The sequence below is a fragment of the Rhodococcus sp. NPDC003318 genome, assembly GCF_042879035.1.
Classification (GTDB): domain Bacteria; phylum Actinomycetota; class Actinomycetes; order Mycobacteriales; family Mycobacteriaceae; genus Rhodococcus_G.
This window is the reverse complement of record NZ_JBIAOU010000001.1, coordinates 677,897-695,947: the sequence shown is the minus strand read 5'-3', so window position 1 is coordinate 695,947 and position 18,051 is coordinate 677,897. Positions and strand designations below refer to the sequence as shown.

Genomic DNA, 18,051 nt, shown 5'->3' with positions numbered 1-18,051 from the left:
TGCAGCCGTGACCGCCGAATCGCCGACCCTCCTCGTCGTGCACCACACCCCGTCACCGCCGACCCGCGAACTGCTCGAAGCGGTCCTGGCCGGCGCCCACGACCCCGACATCGAGGGAGTGCGGGTGCGGTCCGTGCCCGCACTCGGGGCGACGATCCCCGACGTGCTGGCCGCGGACGGCTACATCTTCGGCACCAGCGCCAACTTCGGCTACATGTCCGGCGCGCTCAAACACTTCTTCGACACCGTCTACTACCCGTGCCTCGACGCCGTCGCCGGCCGACCGTACGGGCTGTGGGTTCACGGCAACAACGACACCGCCGGCGCAGTGAACGCGGTGCAGAAGATCGTCTCCGGCCTGGCGCTGACCAAGATCGCCGAAGCGGTCGAGATCACCGGCGGCGTCGACGCCGCCGCGCGGGAACGCTGCTACGAACTCGGAGCGACCGTGGCGGCGACAGTCGCGGGCTGAGTGCCGAACAGCCCCTCGGCCGCACGCCGGCAGAGGCCGACCGGTCGCCGCCGCGCGGCTGTCGGTGGTCGATGGCAGGCTGGAACCCGTGCTCGAGATGACCGCCGCCTCCGCTCGTCGTACCGCCGTGGCGGCACAGGGTTTCGGCGGCCGGCGATCGACCGGCGCGGCCACCCGCGCACGGGTTGTCGGAGCTGTCGGCAGGACCGGTCTGCTGCAACTCGATTCGGTCTCGGTCGCGGTGCGGGCGCACTACATGCCGGTTTTCAGCCGGATCGGGGGCTACGACCGGGACCTGCTCGACGCGGCCGCGTGGCGGCACACTGCCGCGAAACCCCGTGCGCTGGTGGAGTACTGGGCCCACGAGGCGGCGCTGATCCCAATCGAGGACTGGCCGCTGATGCGCTGGCGGATGCGCCGTTACGCCCACGGCCGCTGGGCCGGGGAGAAGCGGGTGCTCGAACGTAACCCCACGCTCGGCCGCGACGTCCTCGCCGTGATCGCCGAGGTCGGTGCGACGTCGGCGGGTGAGGTCGAGCGGCACCTCGAGATCGAGTCGGGCGGCCGGCGCGGCCCGTGGTGGGGGCGCAGCGACGTCAAGGTGGTCTGTGAGCAGCTGTTCGCGGCGGGGGAGTTGTCGGTCGGTCGGCGGGTCGCGTTCACCCGGCACTACGACCTCGCCGAGCGGGTGCTGCCCGCAGACCTGCTCTCCACCGACATCGGCGAGGACGACGCGATCCGCGAGTTGGTGCGCCGCGCCGGTCGGGCGCTCGGGGTCGCGACCGCCTCGGACCTGCGTGACTACTACCGCCTCGCCGCCGCCGAAACCCGTCCGGCCCTGGCCGATCTCGTCGACAGCGGCGACCTGCAGCCGGTGACGGTGCGCGGCTGGGACGAGCCCGCCTACCTCGCCGCGGACGCCCGGACTCCGCGGCGGCCGGCCGGCACGGCACTGCTCAGTCCGTTCGACCCGCTGGTGTTCTGCCGGCCCCGCACGGAACGGATCTTCGGATTCCGGTACCGGATCGAGATCTACACGCCGGCACACAAGCGCGTCCACGGGTACTACGTCTTCCCGTTCCTGCACGACGGCGACCTCGTCGCGCGGGTCGACCTCAAGGCCGACCGGGCCGCCGACGCCCTGCGGGTTCCGGGTGCCTTCGTCGAGGGCGGAGCCGACGCGGGAGCCGTCGCCGAGGCGCTCGCCGTCGAACTGCGCTCGATGGCGAACTGGCTCGGGCTCTCCGACGTCGTGGTGGGGGAGCGGGGCGACCTGGCCGCGAAGCTCGCGGCGCAGCTGTGAGGGTCGCCGTCAGCCCTCGACGAACTTGGTCAGACCCTTCGACGCGGTGTCGAGCGCCATATTCTGCGCCTTCTTCACCAGGAACCCGGGGACCGGGATCCTCGGGTCGATGGTGAGCGAGAACGCGACGTGGGTGCCACCGTTGCCGTTCGCGGTCAGGACGTAACTGCCGTCCTGCTGCTTCTGCTGGGTGCTGGACACCAGCGTCCACACCACCTTCTCGTCACCGTCGAAGGTGTACTCGACGACCTGCTCGTCGGTGATGCCGACAACCGACGCGGTCATCCGAACCCGGTGCGGGCGCCCGTCGGGATGGGTGCTCTCCACGGTGACGGACTTGTGGGCCGACGACCATTCCGGCAGACGCTCCACCGCGACCAGTGCCGCCATCACCGTCGCCGGATCGGCCGCGATCTCGAACTCCTTGGACCCGGACACCGCCATGAACCCACCCCTTCGCATTCGCCGTGACACCGTCTTTTTGTCACAGGTGAATCAATACCAGATACCGACACCCTACGACCGGTCGACGGACGAACCGATCACGACCCTCCGCGGCCGCGCCGCATCTGGTCGCCGAGGGCGCCCTGGACAGCCTGGGCCACCCACGAGTTCAGCGACACCCCGTTCTGGGCCGCGGCCTCCTCGGCGCGCGCCTTGACCTGCTCGACCAGTCGTAGGGTCACGCGGGAGATGTCGCCGCCGAGGTCGTCGAGGTTCGTGGACCCCTGCGACGGCCCCGCCTGTGACGATCCCGCCGTCGACCCCGGTGTTCCCGACTCGTTCGGTGCCGCCTCCTCGTCCGGCGCCGCCTCCTCGTCCGGCGCCGCTGTCCGGGTGACCTCGACGCTCGCTTCGGTGCCGGTGAGCCGGACGTGCACGTCGCGGTCGCCGAGGGCGGCTCCGACCTCGACCGCGAACTCGGACAGGGCGTCGATCAGCATCAGGCGCGCCGAGCTCTCCGCGGCGTCGGTCAGTGCCTCCGCGATGCGTCGGGTGTTCTCGTCTCCGAGGGCGGCGGTGGCGGTGAGGTCGCGGCGCAGGTTCCGGGTGTGGTTCGACAGGTCCATGACGCCATGGTGCCTCCATGTGTGACGTCACGCAAGGGTGACTTGTGGCGTCACCGTGACGTCACTGGAGGAGTTTGGTCTTCAGTACCGTGATGTCCGCGTCGGTCAGGCCCAGGCCGTCGCGCACGTAGGCGTCGAAGCTGCCGTGGCGCTGCTCGGCGGTCGCGAACGCGGTGTCCAGCCAGCCCTGCTGCACCCCGTCGATCGATCCGGTGCCGGTGACACCGTCCGTGCCGCGGTAGTCGTTCGAGAGCATGAAGTCCGCGTTCACCGTCGCCCGGTCCACGCCGAGGATCGTCAGCAGGACCGCGGTCGTCCAGCCGGTCCGGTCCTTGCCGGCACTGCAGTGGTAGAGCACGGCACCGTCGCTGTCGCGGATGTCGCGCAACACCGACGCGAACGCCTCGCTCGCGCCGGGGCCGTCGATGAACGCGACGTAGGCGGAGTTCAGGTCGACCAGGGTGGTCGGCGAGGAGCCGCCGAGGACGTCGTACCAGTTGGCCGTCGCCCCCGACGGGATCCGGTCCGGCTGGATGCTCCGCTCGTAGACGGTCCGCAGGTCGTCGACCACCGTCACGTCCAGCGACTCGAGTTTCGTCAGGTCGCCTCCGCTCAGATTGTTCAGCGTGTCCGTGCGGTACACGAGCCCGGTCCTGACCGTCTTCCCCTCCGTCGTCGTGTAGCCGCCGACGTCGCGGGCGTTCCTCGCCCCGTCGAGGTGCAGCGAACGATCGAAGTCGAGTTGGTCGGCGACGGCGACGGCGACGGCGGCGGGAGCGAGGGCGGCAACGCTCGAGGTGCCGCCGACGAACAGCGCGGCGGCCGCGACGGTGCCTGCCGTGCGCAGCAGTCGGGATCGGGTGCGGGTCACCTGGGCTCCTTCGGGACAAACAACTGGACGCTCGCTCTGGTCTACACCGTCGACGTGGCACCCAGGTGGGGAATCGGTGTCCGGAAGGGAAACGAACGGAAGTTGGATAGGGTGCGGGCAAGTGCAGATGGCGGAAGGGTGTGCGGTGCGGCAAGCGGTGTCCCTCGAGGTGCGGCTCATCGCGAAGACGGAGTTCTTCGCGCCCGACGACGTGCCCTGGTCGACCGATGCCGACGGCGGCGAGGCGCTCGTCGAGTTCGCCGGCCGTGCCTGTTACCAGAGCTGGGAAAAGCCGAATCCGCGCACCGCGACCAACGCCGGATACATCCGACACCTGCTCGAGGTGGGGCACGACTCGGTGCTCGAACACGGCAGTGTCAGCTTCTACATCACCGGCATCTCGCGGTCGTGCACCCACGAACTGATCCGGCATCGGCACCTGTCGTTCTCGCAGCTCTCGCAGCGGTCCGTGCCCGAACGGGACTCGAAGGTCGTGGTGCCGCCCGCAGTGGCGGGCAACCCGGAACTCGAGGCGCTGTTCGCGGCCGCCACGGACGCCAGCCGGGCCGCCTACGGTGAGCTCCTCGAAGCGCTCGACACCGCGCTCGCGCACGTGCCCAACGGCTCGCTGCGGGGCCGCCAGGCCAGGCAGGCCGCTCGGGCGGTCCTGCCCAACGCCACCGAGACCAGACTCGTCGTCACCGGCAACTACCGCGCGTGGCGGCACTTCATCACGATGCGGGCCACCGAGCACGCGGACGTCGAGATCCGCGGGGTCGCCGTCGAGTGCCTGCGTCAGCTGTCCGCTGCGGCCCCGAACGTGTTCGGGGACTTCGAGATTGCGGAGCTGTCCGACGGCTCCGAGATCGCCTTCAGCGAGTTCGACGCCGGGGCCTGACCGGCGTCGGTGTGTCCGGCCCGCACGTGGTGCGGGCGGGGCACCGCCACCGGGTAACCTTGACAACCATGACCAACGCTGAATCCGCTCCAGTCGAGCACCCGTTCGGCACCATCCTGACTGCGATGGTGACCCCGTTCACTGCCGACGGGAAGCTGGATGTGGATGCGGGCGTGCGGCTGGCCGCCCACCTCGTGGACGGCGGGTGCGACGGACTCGTCCTCGCCGGCACCACCGGCGAATCGCCGACCACCACCGAATCCGAGAAGCTCGAGCTGATGCGCGCCGTGATCGACGCCGTCGGTGACCGCGCCAAGATCGTCGCGGGTGCGGGCAGCAACGACACCGCCCACAGTGTCGAACTCGCTCGCGACGCCGCGAAGGCCGGCGCCGACGGGCTCCTCGTCGTCACCCCCTACTACTCGAAGCCGCCGCAGGCGGGCCTGCTCGCGCACTTCACCGCCGTCGCCGACGCCACCGACCTGCCCGTGATGCTCTACGACATTCCGCCGCGCTCGGTGGTCCCGATCGCGACCGAGACCATCTACCGGCTCGCCGAGCATCCCCGCATCAAGGCCGTCAAGGACGCCAAGGGCGACCTCGCAGCCGGTGCCGAGTTGATCGCCAACACCGACCTGCTGTTCTACTCCGGTGACGACGCGCTCAACCTGCCGTGGCTGTCGGTCGGCGCCGTCGGATTCGTCAGCGTCATCGGACATCTCGTGCCCGGCGGTCTGCGGGACCTGCTCGCCGCGTACCGGTCCGGTGACGTCGTGCGGGCCCGTGAGATCAACGCCGGCCTCCTGCCGGTGATCCGGTCCGCCGGCGCCCTCGGTGGCGTCACCGCATCGAAGGCCGGTCTGCGGCTGCAGGGCATCGAGGTCGGTGATCCTCGGCTTCCACAAGTTCCCGCCACGCCGGAGCAACTGGACGCCCTCGCCGCCGATCTCCGTGCGGCAGGGGCACTCTCGTGACCCGCCCGCCGCGCCGCCGCAGCGCGCGGCGACAGCCCGGACCGCCGTCCGCGCCGGCACCCGAGGCCACCTCCGCTCCCGAGGTCACCGCGGCCGCGACGCCTCCGGAGCGTGCCACCACGGGTGCGGCGACCCCACCCGAGAAGTCGTCCGCGGCGAAGACGCCCCGCCGGCGCAGGTCCCAGGGCGGGGGCCGGTCGCAGAAGCAGTCGAACAACCGTCCCGACGGACTCGTCGGCGTCGACCCCACCGAACGTCTCGGACTGCCGCCGAAGGCGCCCCACAACGGTCTGCGGGTCGTCGCGCTCGGCGGCATCGGCGAGATCGGCCGCAACATGACCGTGTTCGAGCACCAGGGCAAGCTGCTCATCGTCGACTGCGGCGTGCTGTTCCCCGAGGACCAACAGCCCGGCGTCGACCTGATCCTGCCGGACTTCGCGCACATCGAGGACCGGATGGCCGACGTCGAGGCCGTCGTGCTCACCCATGGGCACGAGGACCACATCGGTGCGCTGCCGTTCCTGCTGCGCCTGCGCCCCGACGTGCCGGTCGTCGGCTCGAAGTTCACGCTCGCGCTGGTCGCCGCCAAGTGCCGTGAACACCGGCAGCGTCCCACCCTCGTCGAGGTCGTCGAGGGACAGCGCACCACGCACGGTCCGTTCGAGTGCGAGTACTTCGCCGTGAACCACTCCATCCCGGACGCCATCGCCGTCGCCATCCGCACCTCCGCGGGTCTTGCGCTGCACACCGGCGACATCAAGCTCGACCAGCTGCCCCTCGACGGCCGGCTCACCGACCTCGCCGGGTTCTCCCGGCTCGGCGACGAGGGCGTCGACCTGTTCCTCGTCGACTCCACCAACGCCGAGGTCCCCGGATTCGTCACCCCCGAACGCGAGATCGGTGGCGTCCTCGACGGCGTCATCGGCAAGGCGACGCAGCGGGTGATCGTCGCGTCGTTCGCCAGCCACGTGCACCGCATCCAGCAGGTGGTCGACGTCGCGGTCCGCTACAACCGCAAGATCGCGTTCGTCGGGCGGTCGATGGTCCGCAACATGCAGATCGCGCAGGACCTCGGGTACCTGACCGTGCCGGACGGCGTCGTCGTCGACATCGACACCGCCGCGAACCTGCCCGACGACCGGCTCGTCCTCATCTCCACCGGGTCCCAGGGCGAACCGCTGTCGGCGCTGTCGCGGATGGCGCGAGGGGAGCACCGGCAGATCAACATCCGCGCCAACGACCTCGTGGTCCTGGCGTCGTCGCTGATCCCCGGCAACGAGAACTCGGTGTTCGCGGTCGTCAACGGGCTCGCCAAGCGCGGCGCCACCGTCGTCACGCAGCAGAGCGCGAAGGTGCACGTGTCCGGGCACGCCTCCGCGGGTGAGCTGCTGTACCTGTACAACGCCGTCCGACCCACCAACGCGATGCCGGTGCACGGCGAATGGCGGCATCTGCGGGCGAACGCCGCGCTCGCGGCCGCGACCGGCGTGCCGGAGGACCGGATCGTCCTCGCGGAGGACGGTGTCGTCGTCGACATGGTCGACGGGCTCGCCGAGATCGTCGGCCGTGTCCCGGTCGGGCACGTCTACGTGGACGGCAACTCCGTCGGCGACGTCGGCGACTCGACGCTGTCGGACCGGTTGATCCTCGGGGAGGGCGGGTTCATCTCCATCTCCCTCGCCGTCGACGAGCACACCGGCAAGGCGGTGAGCACTCCGCAGCTGTCCGGGCGCGGATTCTCCGACGACCCGGCCGCACTGAAGGAGGCGGCGGTCCTGGTGGAGTCCGAGCTGGCCCGGCTCGCCGGCGAGGGTGTCACCGACATCCACCGGATCGCGCAGGCCGTGCGACGCGTCGTCGGCCGGTGGGTCGCCGACAAATACCGCCGTCGCCCGATGATCGTCCCGACCGTCATCGGGGTCTGACACCGAAACTCGATCGGCCCCCGGTCCCGCACCGGGGGCCGATCCGTGTCTCAGGCCAACAACCGCCACAGACCGATCACGCCGAGCACGACGATCGCGGTCCGCAGCGCGGTGGGGGACAGGCGTCGGCCGTACCGGGCGCCGACCGAGCCGCCGACGAGCGAGCCGACCGCGATCAGGCCCGCCGCGGCCCAGCTGATCCGGTCGAACGCGACGATCGTGTACGCGGTCGCGGCGACGATGTTCACCAGCAGTGACAGCAGGTTCTTCGCCGCGTTCATCCGCTGCATCGACTCCGGCAGCAGCGCGCCCATCACCGCGATCAACAGGATGCCCTGCGCCGCGGTGAAGTAGCCGCCGTAGACACCGACCGCGAACGTGCCCGCGGTCAGTGCCACCATCCGGCCAGTCCCGACGTGGTCGGCGCTGCGTCCCGCGGCTTCGGCACGTTCCCGCGCCCACGCCTGGATTCGTGGACCGGTCACCACCAGGACCAGCGCCGCGACGAGCAGCACCGGCACGATGGTGACGAACGCCTTCTCCGGCAGGTGCAGCAGCAGGTAGGCGCCCACTGCGGCACCGAGCAGCGACGCCGGGATCTGCCACCGCAACCGGTCCCACTGGCCTCGCAGCTCGCGGCGGTATCCCCACGTGCCCGAGACGCCACCGGCGACGAGCCCGACCGCGTTCGACATCGTCGCGACCACCGGTGGGTACCCGAACGCGACGAGCGTCGGGAAGGTGACGAGGGTCCCCGAGCCGACGATCGAGTTGATCCCGCCCGCACAGAATCCCGCCAGGGCGATCACGACCATCTCGAAGGCACTCACCGGGGGAACGCTAATGCGCGCTGCACTGCCGACGACGGCCGGGGACGGTACCCTCCGCGACCATGAGCCTCGCCCGTGACGAACGCCACGCCCTCGTGCAGACGATGACCGAGGTCGGGCCGGACGCGCCCACCCTCTGCGGTACCTGGACCACCCGCGATCTGGCGGCCCACCTGGTGGTGCGCGAGCGTCGACCGGACGCCTCCGCCGGGATCCTCGTCCCGGCCCTGGCATTCCACACCGCGACGGTGCAGGCGGAGTTCGCGTCGCGGCCGTATGCCGAGCTGCTCGCGCTCGTCGACAGCGGACCGCCGCTCTGGTCCCCGCTGCGACCGATCGACGCGCAGGCCAACCTGGGGGAGATGTTCGTCCACCACGAGGACGTGCGCCGCGCCGGACCGGAGTGGGAACCGCGGGAACTGGGCGCAGCGTGGGACGCCGCCCTGTGGACCCTCGCCAGGAGGATGGGCAGGCGGTCGTACCGGAAGGCCCCGTGCGCGGTCGTCCTCGACGCAGGCAACGGCAGACGGGCGAGCCTGGGACGTTCCGGCGGTGTCGAGGTGGTGCTGTCCGGCACACCCGCCGAGTTGACGCTGCACGCCTTCGGGCGGGACCGCGTCCGGCTGGTCATGGACGGTCCCGAGGACGCCGTCGCCGCGGTCACGGCGTTGGACCGCGGCATCTGAGGGCAGTGGTGCGGGTGTTGCGGATGGTCCCGATGGGGCCTGAGCGACTAGCCTGAGCGGCATGGCAGGTAAGTCCGGAACCCGATCAACCACGAGCGCGTCGTCCGCGCCGCGGTCCTCCGCGCGCGGCGCGTCGAGTGGATCCGGATCAGGGTCGAAGCCACGCACCCGCACGACGAAGACCGTGACCACGCCCCGTAAGGCGACCGCTCCGCGACCGGCCAACCGCCGTCCGGCGGCGAAGAAGAAGTCGTCGGGTGGCGCCCTCCGCGCCGTCGGGACCGGACTCGGCCGCGGCTGGACCCTCGTCGCGCGGGGGGTCGGCGCGACGACCCGGACCGTCGGACGGGCCGCCGACATCGAACACGGACACCGCCGCGACGGCATCGCGCTCGGCCTGATCGCCGTCAGCGCGGTGATCGCCGTCGCCATGTGGTTCGGCGCCGGCGGACCGGTCGGCAGCTGGATCGAAACCGGGGTCCGGGCACTGTTCGGCGGCGCCGCTGCGTTGTTGCCGATCGTCGGTGTCGTGATCGCGGTCATCCTGATGAGGTCGGAACCGAACCCCGAAGTCCGTCCGCGCCTCGTGCTCGGATCACTGCTGATCGCGATCCCCGCTCTCGGTGTCTTCCACGTCATCAGCGGCGAACCCCGGGACGCCGCCGGACGCGCCGAGGGTGCGGGCATCGTCGGCTACGCCGCCGGCGGACCGCTCACCGACGGGCTGACCTTCTGGCTCTCGGTCCCGCTCCTGCTGCTCGCGATGGGATTCGGGGTCCTCCTGTTGACCGGCACCACGGTGCGGGAGGTTCCGGGCCGGCTGCGCTCACTGTTCGGCACCTCACGCCACGACGACTACCAGCCGTACGACGGCGGGGACGACCCCGACTTCGCCGACGACCCCGACTTCGTCGACGACGCGGCATCCGAGTACGGCGACCACGCACCCGACTACCTCAAGGGGCTGCGCACCCTGCGCCCGTCGCGGCGACGCCGGGACGACGACTACGATCCGGCTCTCTTCGACGCGGACGGTTATCCCGTCGACGACCCCGGCCCCGCGGACCCGGCCACCAACTACCCGCTCGACGACAGCGCGTACAAGCCGACCGAGGTGCTCGTCCCGGAACCGCCCGCCGCCGTGGCCGCCGAGCCGCCCGCCCCGAAACCGGCGCCGAAGCCCAGGCCGGCTCCCAAACCGGCGCCGAAGCCGGCCGACGACGAGCCCGAGTTGCTGATCCCGGACCGCGTCGTCGAGGGCGACTACACGCTGCCGCCGGCGTCGTTGCTGATCGAGGGAGACCCTCCGAAGACCGGCAGCGCCGCCAACCAGTCGATGATCGAGGCGATCAGCGAGGTGCTCGAGCAGTTCAAGATCGACGCCGCCGTGACCGGCTACACGCGCGGCCCGACCGTCACCCGCTACGAGGTCGAACTCGGCCCGGGTGTGAAGGTCGAGAAGATCACCGCGCTCGCCCGCAACATCGCCTATGCGGTGGCCACCGACAACGTGCGGCTGCTCGCCCCGATCCCGGGCAAGTCGGCGGTCGGCATCGAGGTGCCGAACACGGACCGGGAGATGGTCCGGCTCGCGGACGTCCTCGCCGCGCCGAGCACCCGCAAGGACCACCACCCACTGGTCATCGGCCTCGGCAAGGACATCGAGGGCGACTTCGTCAGTGCGAACCTCGCGAAGATGCCGCACCTGCTGGTGGCCGGTTCCACCGGCTCCGGTAAGTCCAGCTTCGTGAACTCGATGCTGGTGTCGCTGCTGCAGCGGGCGACTCCCGACGAGGTCAGGATGATCCTGATCGACCCGAAGATGGTCGAGTTGACGCCCTACGAGGGCATCCCGCACCTGATCACGCCCATCATCACCCAGCCGAAGAAGGCCGCCGCGGCACTGGCCTGGCTGGTGGAGGAGATGGAACAGCGCTACCAGGACATGCAGGCCAACAAGGTCCGGCACATCGACGACTTCAACAAGAAGGTCAGGTCGGGGGAGATCACCGCGCCGCTGGGCAGCGAGCGGGTGTACCGCCCGTACCCGTACATCCTGGCCATAGTCGACGAGCTCGCCGACCTGATGATGACCGCCCCGCGTGACGTCGAGGAGGCGATCGTCCGGATCACCCAGAAGGCCCGCGCGGCGGGGATCCACCTGGTGCTGGCGACCCAGCGCCCGTCGGTGGACGTGGTGACCGGCCTGATCAAGACCAACGTGCCGTCGCGGCTCGCGTTCGCGACCAGTTCGCTGACCGACTCCCGGGTCATCCTCGACCAGCCGGGCGCCGAGAAGCTGATCGGCATGGGTGACGGACTGTTCCTGCCGATGGGCGCCGGGAAGCCGACTCGCATGCAGGGCGCGTTCATCACCGACGAGGAGATCGCGGCCGTCGTCGACTTCACCAAGAACCAGGCCGAGCCCGAATACACCGAGGGCGTCACCACCGCCAAGGCCGCCGAGAAGAAGGATGTCGACCCGGACATCGGCGACGACATGGACGTGCTGCTCCAAGCCGTCGAACTGGTGGTGACCAGCCAGTTCGGCTCCACGTCGATGCTGCAGCGCAAGCTGCGGGTCGGCTTCGCGAAGGCGGGCCGGCTGATGGACCTGATGGAGACCCGCGGCGTCGTCGGACCGAGTGAGGGGTCCAAGGCGCGTGAGGTGCTGATCAAACCGGATGAACTGGACGGGTTGCTGTGGTCGATCCGCGGCGGTGATCCGGACGAATCGCCCGCGGCGGACTGACCTGCACGATCGTGGCACGGGGCCGCGGCTGTGATTGAATGAGGAGGCTTTGGAGGGGAGTATCCCCGAATTCCGTGGCAACCTCGTCAACACGATCGGCGCCGTCGCCGCTCCGGGGTTGTCGGTCGGACGTTCCGACGGCACGCTACGCGTGCCGGTCGGGTGACGGACGGCGGGAGAGACCTCCGGTGTCTTCACCGACCCCGGAGGAATGCTGGTGCACATCACCCCGCTGGTCTGGATCATCACCTGTCTGGTGATCCTGGGCCTGTTCGTCTTCGACTTCTTCGCACACGTGCGGACACCGCACGCCCCCACCCTGCGTGAGTCCGGCTTCTGGTCGGTCGTCTACATCGGGATCGCGATCCTGTTCGGGCTCTTCGTCATGTGGCAGTGGGGCACGGGTGCGGGTGGCGAGTACTTCGCCGGATACATCACCGAGAAGGCGCTCTCGGTGGACAACCTGTTCGTCTTCGTCATCATCATGTCGAGTTTCGCGGTGCCACGTGAGTACCAGCAGAAGGTCCTGCTGATCGGCATCGTGCTGGCACTGGTGCTGCGTGGCCTGTTCATCGCGGTCGGCGCGGCCGCGATCAACGCGTACAGCTGGATCTTCTACCTCTTCGGTTTCTTCCTCGTGTACACCGCGATCAAGCTGGTCAAGGACCACGGCGACGAAGCGGAGGCGGAGGAGAAGCGCGACAACCGGATCGTGTCGATCGTCCGCAAGTTCGTGCCGACCACCGACGAGTACGACGGCGACAAGCTGGTCACCAAGATCGACGGCAAGCGCTTCGTCACCCCGCTGCTCCTCGCCCTGGTCGCGATCGGGTTCACCGACATCCTGTTCGCGCTCGACTCGATCCCGGCGATCTACGGCCTCACCCAGGAGCCGTACATCGTGTTCACCGCGAACGCGTTCGCGCTGATGGGCCTGCGGCAGCTGTACTTCCTCATCGGTGGCCTGCTCGAGCGGCTGGTGTACCTGTCGTACGGCCTGTCGATCATCCTGGCGTTCATCGGCGTCAAGCTCGTGCTGCACGCGCTGCACGAGAACACCCTGCCGTTCGTCAACGGCGGCGAGCACGTCTCCGTCCCCGAGGTCAGCATCGCGTTCTCGCTGACCTTCATCGTCGGTGTACTCGTCGTGACCACGGTCGCCAGCCTGATCAAGACCCGCGGCGACAGCGAGAAGGCCAGCGCCTGACGGACATCCCTGCGCGGGCCCGGTCCGGGCCCGCGCAAGGACCTGTGGTCGTCGGTCAGCTCTCGGTCGCGGAGAACGCGCCCATGACCGGCGTCCACTCGGTGAACCGTGCGGATTCGATCAGGTCGGCCTTCGCGAACGGGTCGTTCGCGAACAGTGCCCGGGCGGTCTCCGCGTCGGCTGCGGCGACGAGGATCAGTGCCCCGCGGCCGTCGGCGTACGGGCCCGTGCTCAGGACGGTTCCCGCGTCGACCAGGCCGCCGAGCCACGCCCGGTGGTCGGGGCGCACGGTGTCGCGGACGGCTGCGGTGGTGTCGCTGTACGTGTACTCGACTGCGATGACGGGCACTGCGGACTCGCTCTCCGTGAGAAATGTCGGTGGGGTGTCGATCCTGTCAGAGCGTGAGCAGCATCCGGCTGTTGCCCAGGGTGTTCGGTTTCACGTAGCTCAGGTCGAGGAACTCGGCGACACCGGTGTCGTAGGACCGGCACATCTCGGCGTACACCTCGGCCGTCACCGGCGTGCCCTCGATCTCGACGAACCCGTGCCTGCCGAAGAACGCGACCTCGAACGTCAGCACGAACACCCGCTCGAGTTCCAGCTCGCGGGCCACCTCGACCAGCCGCGCCACCACCCGGTGCCCGAGACCGTGCCCCTTGACGGCCGGATCGACGGCAACCGTACGGATCTCGCCCAGATCGGCCCACAGCACGTGCAGTGCACCGCAACCCACGACCCGGCCGCCCAGCTCGGCGACCCAGAACTCCTGCACCGCTTCGTAGAGCGTCACGAGGTTCTTCTCGAGCAGGATGCGGCCGGCGTAGATGTCGATCAGACGCTTGATGTCCGGGATGTCGGAAGTGCGCGCCCGCCGGATGATGGGCGCATCCGGGTCGGATGCGCTGGGGCTTGAAGTCATGGGGTGCACAGTAGTCGGGCAGCTAACGATATCCTGAGCCGTGTGCCGCACCGACTCGCCTCCGCCCGCCTCCCCGAAAACAAGGGCGTGGTCCGTCGGTGCGTACCGCAGTCGGTGCGCCGATGACTGCTGGGCGGTGGGAATCGGACGGTGTGGCGATGCCCACCCCTGACCATCCCGAGACAGTGTCCGAGCACGAGGTCCCGCTGCTCAACATCGCCAACGTGCTCACGATCGTGCGTATCGTCCTGGTGCCGGTGTTCCTGCTGACGCTGTTCGCCGGGGGCGGCCACGACACGGCGTGGCGGATCGCCGCCACCGGAGTGTTCGCGATCGCCGCCGTCACCGATCGGATCGACGGTCAGCTGGCCCGCAAGTACGGTCTGGTCACCGACTTCGGCAAACTCGCCGACCCGATCGCCGACAAGGCCCTGATCGGGGCCGCACTCGTAGGACTGTCGATCCTCGGCGACCTGAGTTGGTGGGTCACCGGGATCATCGCGGTCCGCGAGATCGGTGTCACCCTGCTCCGGTTCGCGGTGCTCCGGCACGGCGTGATCCCTGCCAGTCGGGGCGGCAAGCTCAAGACACTCGTGCAGACCGTCGCCATCGGGCTGTACCTGCTGCCGTTGTCCGGCGGCTGGCTGACCGCCGCGGCGATCGTGATGGGGGTGGCGGTCCTGCTCACCGTGGTCACCGGGCTGGACTACGTGGTGCAGTCGATCCGGCTACGCGCCGGTGTGCACGCGCATCCTCCGGTGTCGTGAACGACTCCACCGACCCACTGGTCGCCGGGACACCCGCCGTCGAACTGGTCGCGGAACTGACCGCTCGCGGACAGACGGTGGCCACCGCCGAGTCGCTGACCGCGGGACTGCTGTCGGCGACGATCGCGGGCGTGCCGGGCGCCAGCGCGGTCCTGCGGGGCGGGCTGATCGCCTACGCCACCGAACTCAAGGCGGAACTGGCCGGCGTCGACCGGGACACGCTGGCCGCGGACGGACCGGTCGCGGCGACCACGGCGGCGGAGCTGGCGGCCGGTGCGGCGTCGCGCTGCGGCGCGGACTGGGGAATCGGACTGACCGGTGTCGCGGGCCCGGATCCGCAGGACGGCAAGCCCGTCGGCACTGTCTTTCTCGCAGTTGCGGGCCCGGACGGGGTCCACACCCGTCAGCTCGTGGTGTCCGGAAGCCGCTGGCAGATTCGCCGCGACGCGGTGGTCGAGGCCGTGTCGGACCTCCTCGGTCGCGTGCGATCGGACACGGCGGGATAGGGTCGGGAACCTATTCGCCACTCAACCTCGTTGAACGAACAGGACTCGTTGAACGGACAGTCGGGTACGGAAGAAGGAGGTGCCGGATGACCGTGTTGTTGCGAGAAGCGATCGGTGACAGTCTGCGGCGGACCAGGGTCGCCCAGAGCAGGACGCTGCGCGAGGTGTCGAGCACTGCCCGGGTCAGTCTCGGCTACCTCTCCGAGGTCGAGCGCGGGCGCAAGGAGGCCTCGAGCGAACTGCTCGCAGCCATCTGCGACGCCCTCGACGTGCCCCTGTCCGAGGTGCTGCACGACGTGAGCGAGACACTGTCCGACTCCACCGTGACGCGTTCCGAGGCGTCGGTGCCTCCGGTGGAGACCGCCGCGCAGTCCGCGGTGCGTGCCGGCACGACGTCGCACATCGACGAGGACACGCTGATGGTGATCCCGGGCCCGCCTGCTGCAGCGCTCGCCGCGGCCTGATCGAACGCGTTCCGTGCTCGCCGCCGCCGCGAGAGGGCGGTGTGGTGATCGAGCGCGGGGCGCGGTGCGAGGGGTCCGATCGCGGTAGATTCGGACCCAGACCACCAGATCGCGTCCGGTGGGTTTGCCAGTACATGAGGGCAGTGCACGAGGCGGTGTGCGACGGTCGCGCATCGGGTCGCGGATGACGCGGCGCATCAGATGGAGGCAGGATCAAACCCATGGCTAACCCGTTCGTCAAGGGCTGGAAGTACCTGATGGCGCTCTTCAACTCGAAGATCGACGAGAAGGCGGATCCGAAGGTTCAGATTCAGCAGGCAATCGAGGACGCGCAGCGCCAGCACCAGGCCCTCTCGCAGCAGGCCGCGTCGGTCATCGGAAACCAGCGTCAGCTGGAGATGAAGCTCAGCCGTCAGCTCGACGAGGTCGAGAAGCTCAACGCCAACGCGCGTCAGGCCGTCACCCTCGCCGATCAGGCCGCCGCCGCGGGCGACAACGAGAAGGCCATCCAGTACACCAATGCGGCCGAGGCGTTCGCGGCCCAGCTCGTCACCGCCGAGCAGTCCGTCGAGGATCTCAAGGCACTGCACGACCAGTCTCTGCAGGCCGCCGCGCAGGCCAAGAAGGCCGTCGAGCAGAACGCGATGGCACTGCAGTCGAAGATCGCCGAGCGCACCAAGCTCCTCAGCCAGCTCGAGCAGGCGAAGATGCAGGAGCGGGTCTCCGATTCGCTCCGCTCGATGGATCAGACCCTCGCCACACCCGGTAACACCCCGAGCCTCGACGCGGTGCGCGAGAAGATCGAGCAGCGTTACGCGAACGCCCTCGGCTCTGCCGAGCTGGCGCAGAATTCGGTCCAGGGCCGGATGATGGAGGTGCAGCAGGCGAGCGTCCAGATGGCCGGCCACAGCCGCCTCGAGCAGATCCGTGCCTCGATGAAGGGCGAGGCACTGCCTGCCGGTGGCACCGCGACCCCGTCTGCCGCTCCCGCCGCGCCGGCTGCCCCGGCCACCCCGGCCGCGGCCCCGAAGACCGAAGGCCCGGCTGCACAGTAGTCACGACCTGCCACAGGGCCCTGCCGGACCGACGTCCGGTGGGGCCCTTGTCGTGTGCCGTCAGTCGTCCACGCCGCGGGCCGCGAGCGCTTCACCCATCGCGTCCGCGGTCCGCAGCGCGCCGATCACCACGGGTACCGCCAGTGCCCGCACCGAGAAGCTCAGACCACGCGCCCTGCGGGCCTCGGTCACCTGGGCCACCAGCCCGGCGAGCAGTGGAATGCAGCGGATGGTCATCGCCAGTACCAGACCGACCCGGTCGGGATCGACGCCGAACCGGCGCAGCGGCCCGAGGATCCGGTGCAGGGCGTCCACCATGTCGAGGACGCGGGTCGTCAGCGACACCAGCGCCGCAATCGCGACGGACAGCAGCAGCACCCCGCACACCACGAGCGCGCGGCGCCACCCGGTGAACACGATCTGGAACGCGGCGATGAACGCCAGCATCCAGAACACCGGCCGCAGCTGCGCGAGGACGACACGCGGGGGGATCCGTGCGACGGCGAACCCGGCGAGGACCGCGACGGTGGCGGGGATCAGGTCGCGGGGTGTCCGCACGAGAGCGGCCAAGGCCACGAGCGCGAGCACGAGTGCGCCCAGCTTCACTCCCGCCGGGAGCCGGTGCAACACCGAGTGCCCGGGGCGGTAGAGGCCGAGAGTCGTCATGCGACCAGCCGGCGGTAGAACCCGATCGCCTCGGCGGGGGAGCCGTCCGCGACGATCCCGCCGGAATCGACGACGAGGACGCGGTCGAATCCGGTCAGCAGGTCGAGGTGATGGGTCACCGCGATCAGCTGCTGGGGCAGCGCCGCGAACGTCTCCGCGACGAGGCGGGTGTTGCGCAGGTCCAGCAGTGTGGTCGGCTCGTCGGCGACGATCACCTCCGGATCGGTCACCATGATCGCGGCCAGCGCGAGCAGTTGCTTCTGGCCGCCCGACAGCAGATGGGTCGGGTGGTCGGCGTGTCCGGCCAGGCCGAACCGTCCGAGCACCTCGATGACACGTGCGCCCCGCTCGGCGGCCGACAGCCCGGACCGCTTGAGCGAGAAGGCGATGTCCTCGGCGACGGTCGGCATGATGATCTGGTGGTCGGGGTCGGTGAACACGAACCCGACCTTGCGTCGCACCTTCCTGCCGTCGCGGGCGGTGTCGAGGCCGTCGACGGTGACCGACCCCGAACTGGGCAGGATCAGGCCGTTGACCATCCGGGCGAGCGTCGACTTGCCGCTGCCGTTCGCGCCGACGACGCCGATGCGGGCCTCGGTGAGGGTCAGGTCGACGTCCGCGAGGACCGCCCGCTCGCCGTAGTGGTGGGCGACGGATCGGAACCGGATCTCACTCATCGGGAGGG

General features: G+C 69.8%; 20 protein-coding genes. 12 read left to right on the top strand and 8 right to left on the bottom strand.

Annotated elements, in window-relative coordinates; genetic code table 11:
• The first annotated feature begins 7 nt into the window (after window positions 1-7).
• Together ACFYVR_RS03055 and ACFYVR_RS03050 are read left to right on the top strand one after the other, a co-directional pair.
• The gene (locus ACFYVR_RS03055; protein WP_387469462.1) at window positions 8-472 is read left to right on the top strand and encodes a flavodoxin family protein; all 465 of its coding nucleotides are present in this window, start codon (window positions 8-10) and stop codon (window positions 470-472) included.
• Between the two features lie 88 nt (window positions 473-560).
• Entirely contained in the window at window positions 561-1,775 is a 1,215-nt protein-coding gene (locus tag ACFYVR_RS03050; protein ID WP_387469460.1) for a winged helix-turn-helix domain-containing protein, read from the top strand.
• A 9-nt stretch (window positions 1,776-1,784) separates the two neighbouring features.
• Here ACFYVR_RS03050 and ACFYVR_RS03045 read toward each other — a convergent pair whose 3' ends face one another.
• The 3 genes from ACFYVR_RS03045 to ACFYVR_RS03035 all read right to left on the bottom strand — a co-directional run bounded on the left by ACFYVR_RS03045 (window position 1,785) and on the right by ACFYVR_RS03035 (window position 3,716).
• Window positions 1,785-2,219, bottom strand: a complete 435-nt coding sequence (locus ACFYVR_RS03045; RefSeq protein WP_387469458.1) for an SRPBCC family protein — start codon at window positions 2,217-2,219, stop codon at window positions 1,785-1,787.
• Between the two features lie 98 nt (window positions 2,220-2,317).
• Window positions 2,318-2,845 carry a toxin-antitoxin system HicB family antitoxin gene (locus tag ACFYVR_RS03040; RefSeq protein WP_387469456.1) on the bottom strand — a complete coding sequence of 176 codons (528 nt, stop codon included), beginning with the start codon at window positions 2,843-2,845 and terminating at the stop codon, window positions 2,318-2,320.
• Between the two features lie 61 nt (window positions 2,846-2,906).
• The gene (locus tag ACFYVR_RS03035) at window positions 2,907-3,716 is read right to left on the bottom strand and encodes a tyrosine-protein phosphatase (protein WP_387469454.1); all 810 of its coding nucleotides are present in this window, start codon (window positions 3,714-3,716) and stop codon (window positions 2,907-2,909) included.
• A 145-nt stretch (window positions 3,717-3,861) separates the two neighbouring features.
• Between ACFYVR_RS03035 and thyX the strand changes: the two genes are divergently transcribed.
• The 3 genes from thyX (at window position 3,862) to ACFYVR_RS03020 (ending at window position 7,513) form a co-directional block, all read left to right on the top strand.
• Window positions 3,862-4,614, top strand: a complete 753-nt coding sequence (thyX, locus tag ACFYVR_RS03030) for an FAD-dependent thymidylate synthase (protein WP_387469452.1) — start codon at window positions 3,862-3,864, stop codon at window positions 4,612-4,614.
• Window positions 4,615-4,682: 68 nt separating this feature from the next.
• On the top strand, window positions 4,683-5,588 hold the full coding sequence (gene dapA / locus ACFYVR_RS03025) for a 4-hydroxy-tetrahydrodipicolinate synthase (protein ID WP_387469450.1): 906 nt from the start codon (window positions 4,683-4,685) through the stop codon (window positions 5,586-5,588).
• A complete protein-coding gene (locus ACFYVR_RS03020) occupies window positions 5,585-7,513 on the top strand; it encodes a ribonuclease J (protein ID WP_387469448.1) in 1,929 nt (642 codons plus the stop codon). Before dapA ends, ACFYVR_RS03020 begins: the two co-directional genes overlap by 4 nt.
• 50 nt (window positions 7,514-7,563) lie before the next feature.
• Here ACFYVR_RS03020 and ACFYVR_RS03015 read toward each other — a convergent pair whose 3' ends face one another.
• Window positions 7,564-8,328, bottom strand: coding sequence for a sulfite exporter TauE/SafE family protein (locus tag ACFYVR_RS03015; protein WP_387470320.1), 765 nt, complete (start codon window positions 8,326-8,328; stop codon window positions 7,564-7,566).
• Between the two features lie 77 nt (window positions 8,329-8,405).
• On the opposite strand from ACFYVR_RS03015, the gene ACFYVR_RS03010 reads away from it, so the two are divergent.
• The 3 genes from ACFYVR_RS03010 to ACFYVR_RS03000 all read left to right on the top strand — a co-directional run bounded on the left by ACFYVR_RS03010 (window position 8,406) and on the right by ACFYVR_RS03000 (window position 12,988).
• Window positions 8,406-9,029, top strand: a complete 624-nt coding sequence (locus tag ACFYVR_RS03010; RefSeq protein ID WP_387469446.1) for a TIGR03085 family metal-binding protein — start codon at window positions 8,406-8,408, stop codon at window positions 9,027-9,029.
• Window positions 9,030-9,090: 61 nt separating this feature from the next.
• On the top strand, window positions 9,091-11,781 hold the full coding sequence (locus ACFYVR_RS03005; RefSeq protein ID WP_387469444.1) for a DNA translocase FtsK 4TM domain-containing protein: 2,691 nt from the start codon (window positions 9,091-9,093) through the stop codon (window positions 11,779-11,781).
• 217 nt (window positions 11,782-11,998) lie between these two features.
• A complete protein-coding gene (locus tag ACFYVR_RS03000) occupies window positions 11,999-12,988 on the top strand; it encodes a TerC family protein (RefSeq protein ID WP_387469442.1) in 990 nt (329 codons plus the stop codon).
• A 55-nt stretch (window positions 12,989-13,043) separates the two neighbouring features.
• On the opposite strand, the gene ACFYVR_RS02995 is transcribed toward ACFYVR_RS03000, so the two are convergent.
• Complete coding sequence (locus ACFYVR_RS02995) at window positions 13,044-13,337, bottom strand: YciI family protein (protein WP_387469440.1); 294 nt, start codon at window positions 13,335-13,337, stop codon at window positions 13,044-13,046.
• Window positions 13,338-13,383: 46 nt separating this feature from the next.
• Window positions 13,384-13,908, bottom strand: a complete 525-nt coding sequence (locus tag ACFYVR_RS02990) for an amino-acid N-acetyltransferase (protein ID WP_387469438.1) — start codon at window positions 13,906-13,908, stop codon at window positions 13,384-13,386.
• A gap of 158 nt (window positions 13,909-14,066) precedes the next feature.
• Here ACFYVR_RS02990 and pgsA point away from each other — a divergent pair, with 158 nt between their 5' ends.
• The 4 genes from pgsA to ACFYVR_RS02970 all read left to right on the top strand — a co-directional run bounded on the left by pgsA (window position 14,067) and on the right by ACFYVR_RS02970 (window position 16,700).
• On the top strand, window positions 14,067-14,675 hold the full coding sequence (gene pgsA, locus ACFYVR_RS02985) for a CDP-diacylglycerol--glycerol-3-phosphate 3-phosphatidyltransferase (protein WP_387469436.1): 609 nt from the start codon (window positions 14,067-14,069) through the stop codon (window positions 14,673-14,675).
• Window positions 14,672-15,181, top strand: a complete 510-nt coding sequence (locus ACFYVR_RS02980) for a CinA family protein (RefSeq protein WP_387469434.1) — start codon at window positions 14,672-14,674, stop codon at window positions 15,179-15,181. Before pgsA ends, ACFYVR_RS02980 begins: the two co-directional genes overlap by 4 nt.
• An 86-nt stretch (window positions 15,182-15,267) precedes the next feature.
• Window positions 15,268-15,645, top strand: a complete 378-nt coding sequence (locus ACFYVR_RS02975) for a helix-turn-helix domain-containing protein (RefSeq protein ID WP_387469430.1) — start codon at window positions 15,268-15,270, stop codon at window positions 15,643-15,645.
• Between the two features lie 221 nt (window positions 15,646-15,866).
• The gene (locus tag ACFYVR_RS02970) at window positions 15,867-16,700 is read left to right on the top strand and encodes a PspA/IM30 family protein (RefSeq protein ID WP_387469421.1); all 834 of its coding nucleotides are present in this window, start codon (window positions 15,867-15,869) and stop codon (window positions 16,698-16,700) included.
• A gap of 60 nt (window positions 16,701-16,760) precedes the next feature.
• On the opposite strand, the gene ACFYVR_RS02965 is transcribed toward ACFYVR_RS02970, so the two are convergent.
• Together ACFYVR_RS02965 and ACFYVR_RS02960 are read right to left on the bottom strand one after the other, a co-directional pair.
• Window positions 16,761-17,366: an energy-coupling factor transporter transmembrane component T family protein gene (locus ACFYVR_RS02965; protein ID WP_387469419.1), complete on the bottom strand. Its 606-nt coding sequence runs from the start codon at window positions 17,364-17,366 to the stop codon at window positions 16,761-16,763.
• Window positions 17,363-18,043 (bottom strand): energy-coupling factor ABC transporter ATP-binding protein, encoded by a 681-nt coding sequence (locus tag ACFYVR_RS02960; protein ID WP_387469417.1) that lies wholly within the window; start codon window positions 18,041-18,043, stop codon window positions 17,363-17,365. Before ACFYVR_RS02960 ends, ACFYVR_RS02965 begins: the two co-directional genes overlap by 4 nt.
• Window positions 18,044-18,051: the final 8 nt, after the last annotated feature.

What these genes read in the sequence shown, in the direction of transcription:
- ACFYVR_RS02975 (WP_387469430.1), top strand. Translation starts at nt 15,268, where the DNA reads ATGACCGTGTTGTTGCGAGAAGCGATCGGTGACAGTCTGCGGCGGACC.
- ACFYVR_RS02965 (WP_387469419.1), bottom strand. Translation starts at nt 17,366, where the DNA reads ATGACGACTCTCGGCCTCTACCGCCCCGGGCACTCGGTGTTGCACCGG.
- ACFYVR_RS02960 (WP_387469417.1), bottom strand. Translation starts at nt 18,043, where the DNA reads ATGAGTGAGATCCGGTTCCGATCCGTCGCCCACCACTACGGCGAGCGG.
- pgsA (WP_387469436.1), top strand. Translation starts at nt 14,067, where the DNA reads ATGCCCACCCCTGACCATCCCGAGACAGTGTCCGAGCACGAGGTCCCG.
- ACFYVR_RS03015 (WP_387470320.1), bottom strand. Translation starts at nt 8,328, where the DNA reads ATGGTCGTGATCGCCCTGGCGGGATTCTGTGCGGGCGGGATCAACTCG.
- ACFYVR_RS02970 (WP_387469421.1), top strand. Translation starts at nt 15,867, where the DNA reads ATGGCTAACCCGTTCGTCAAGGGCTGGAAGTACCTGATGGCGCTCTTC.
- ACFYVR_RS03010 (WP_387469446.1), top strand. Translation starts at nt 8,406, where the DNA reads ATGAGCCTCGCCCGTGACGAACGCCACGCCCTCGTGCAGACGATGACC.
- dapA (WP_387469450.1), top strand. Translation starts at nt 4,683, where the DNA reads ATGACCAACGCTGAATCCGCTCCAGTCGAGCACCCGTTCGGCACCATC.
- ACFYVR_RS03045 (WP_387469458.1), bottom strand. Translation starts at nt 2,219, where the DNA reads ATGGCGGTGTCCGGGTCCAAGGAGTTCGAGATCGCGGCCGATCCGGCG.
- ACFYVR_RS02990 (WP_387469438.1), bottom strand. Translation starts at nt 13,908, where the DNA reads ATGACTTCAAGCCCCAGCGCATCCGACCCGGATGCGCCCATCATCCGG.
- ACFYVR_RS03005 (WP_387469444.1), top strand. Translation starts at nt 9,091, where the DNA reads ATGGCAGGTAAGTCCGGAACCCGATCAACCACGAGCGCGTCGTCCGCG.
- ACFYVR_RS03040 (WP_387469456.1), bottom strand. Translation starts at nt 2,845, where the DNA reads ATGGACCTGTCGAACCACACCCGGAACCTGCGCCGCGACCTCACCGCC.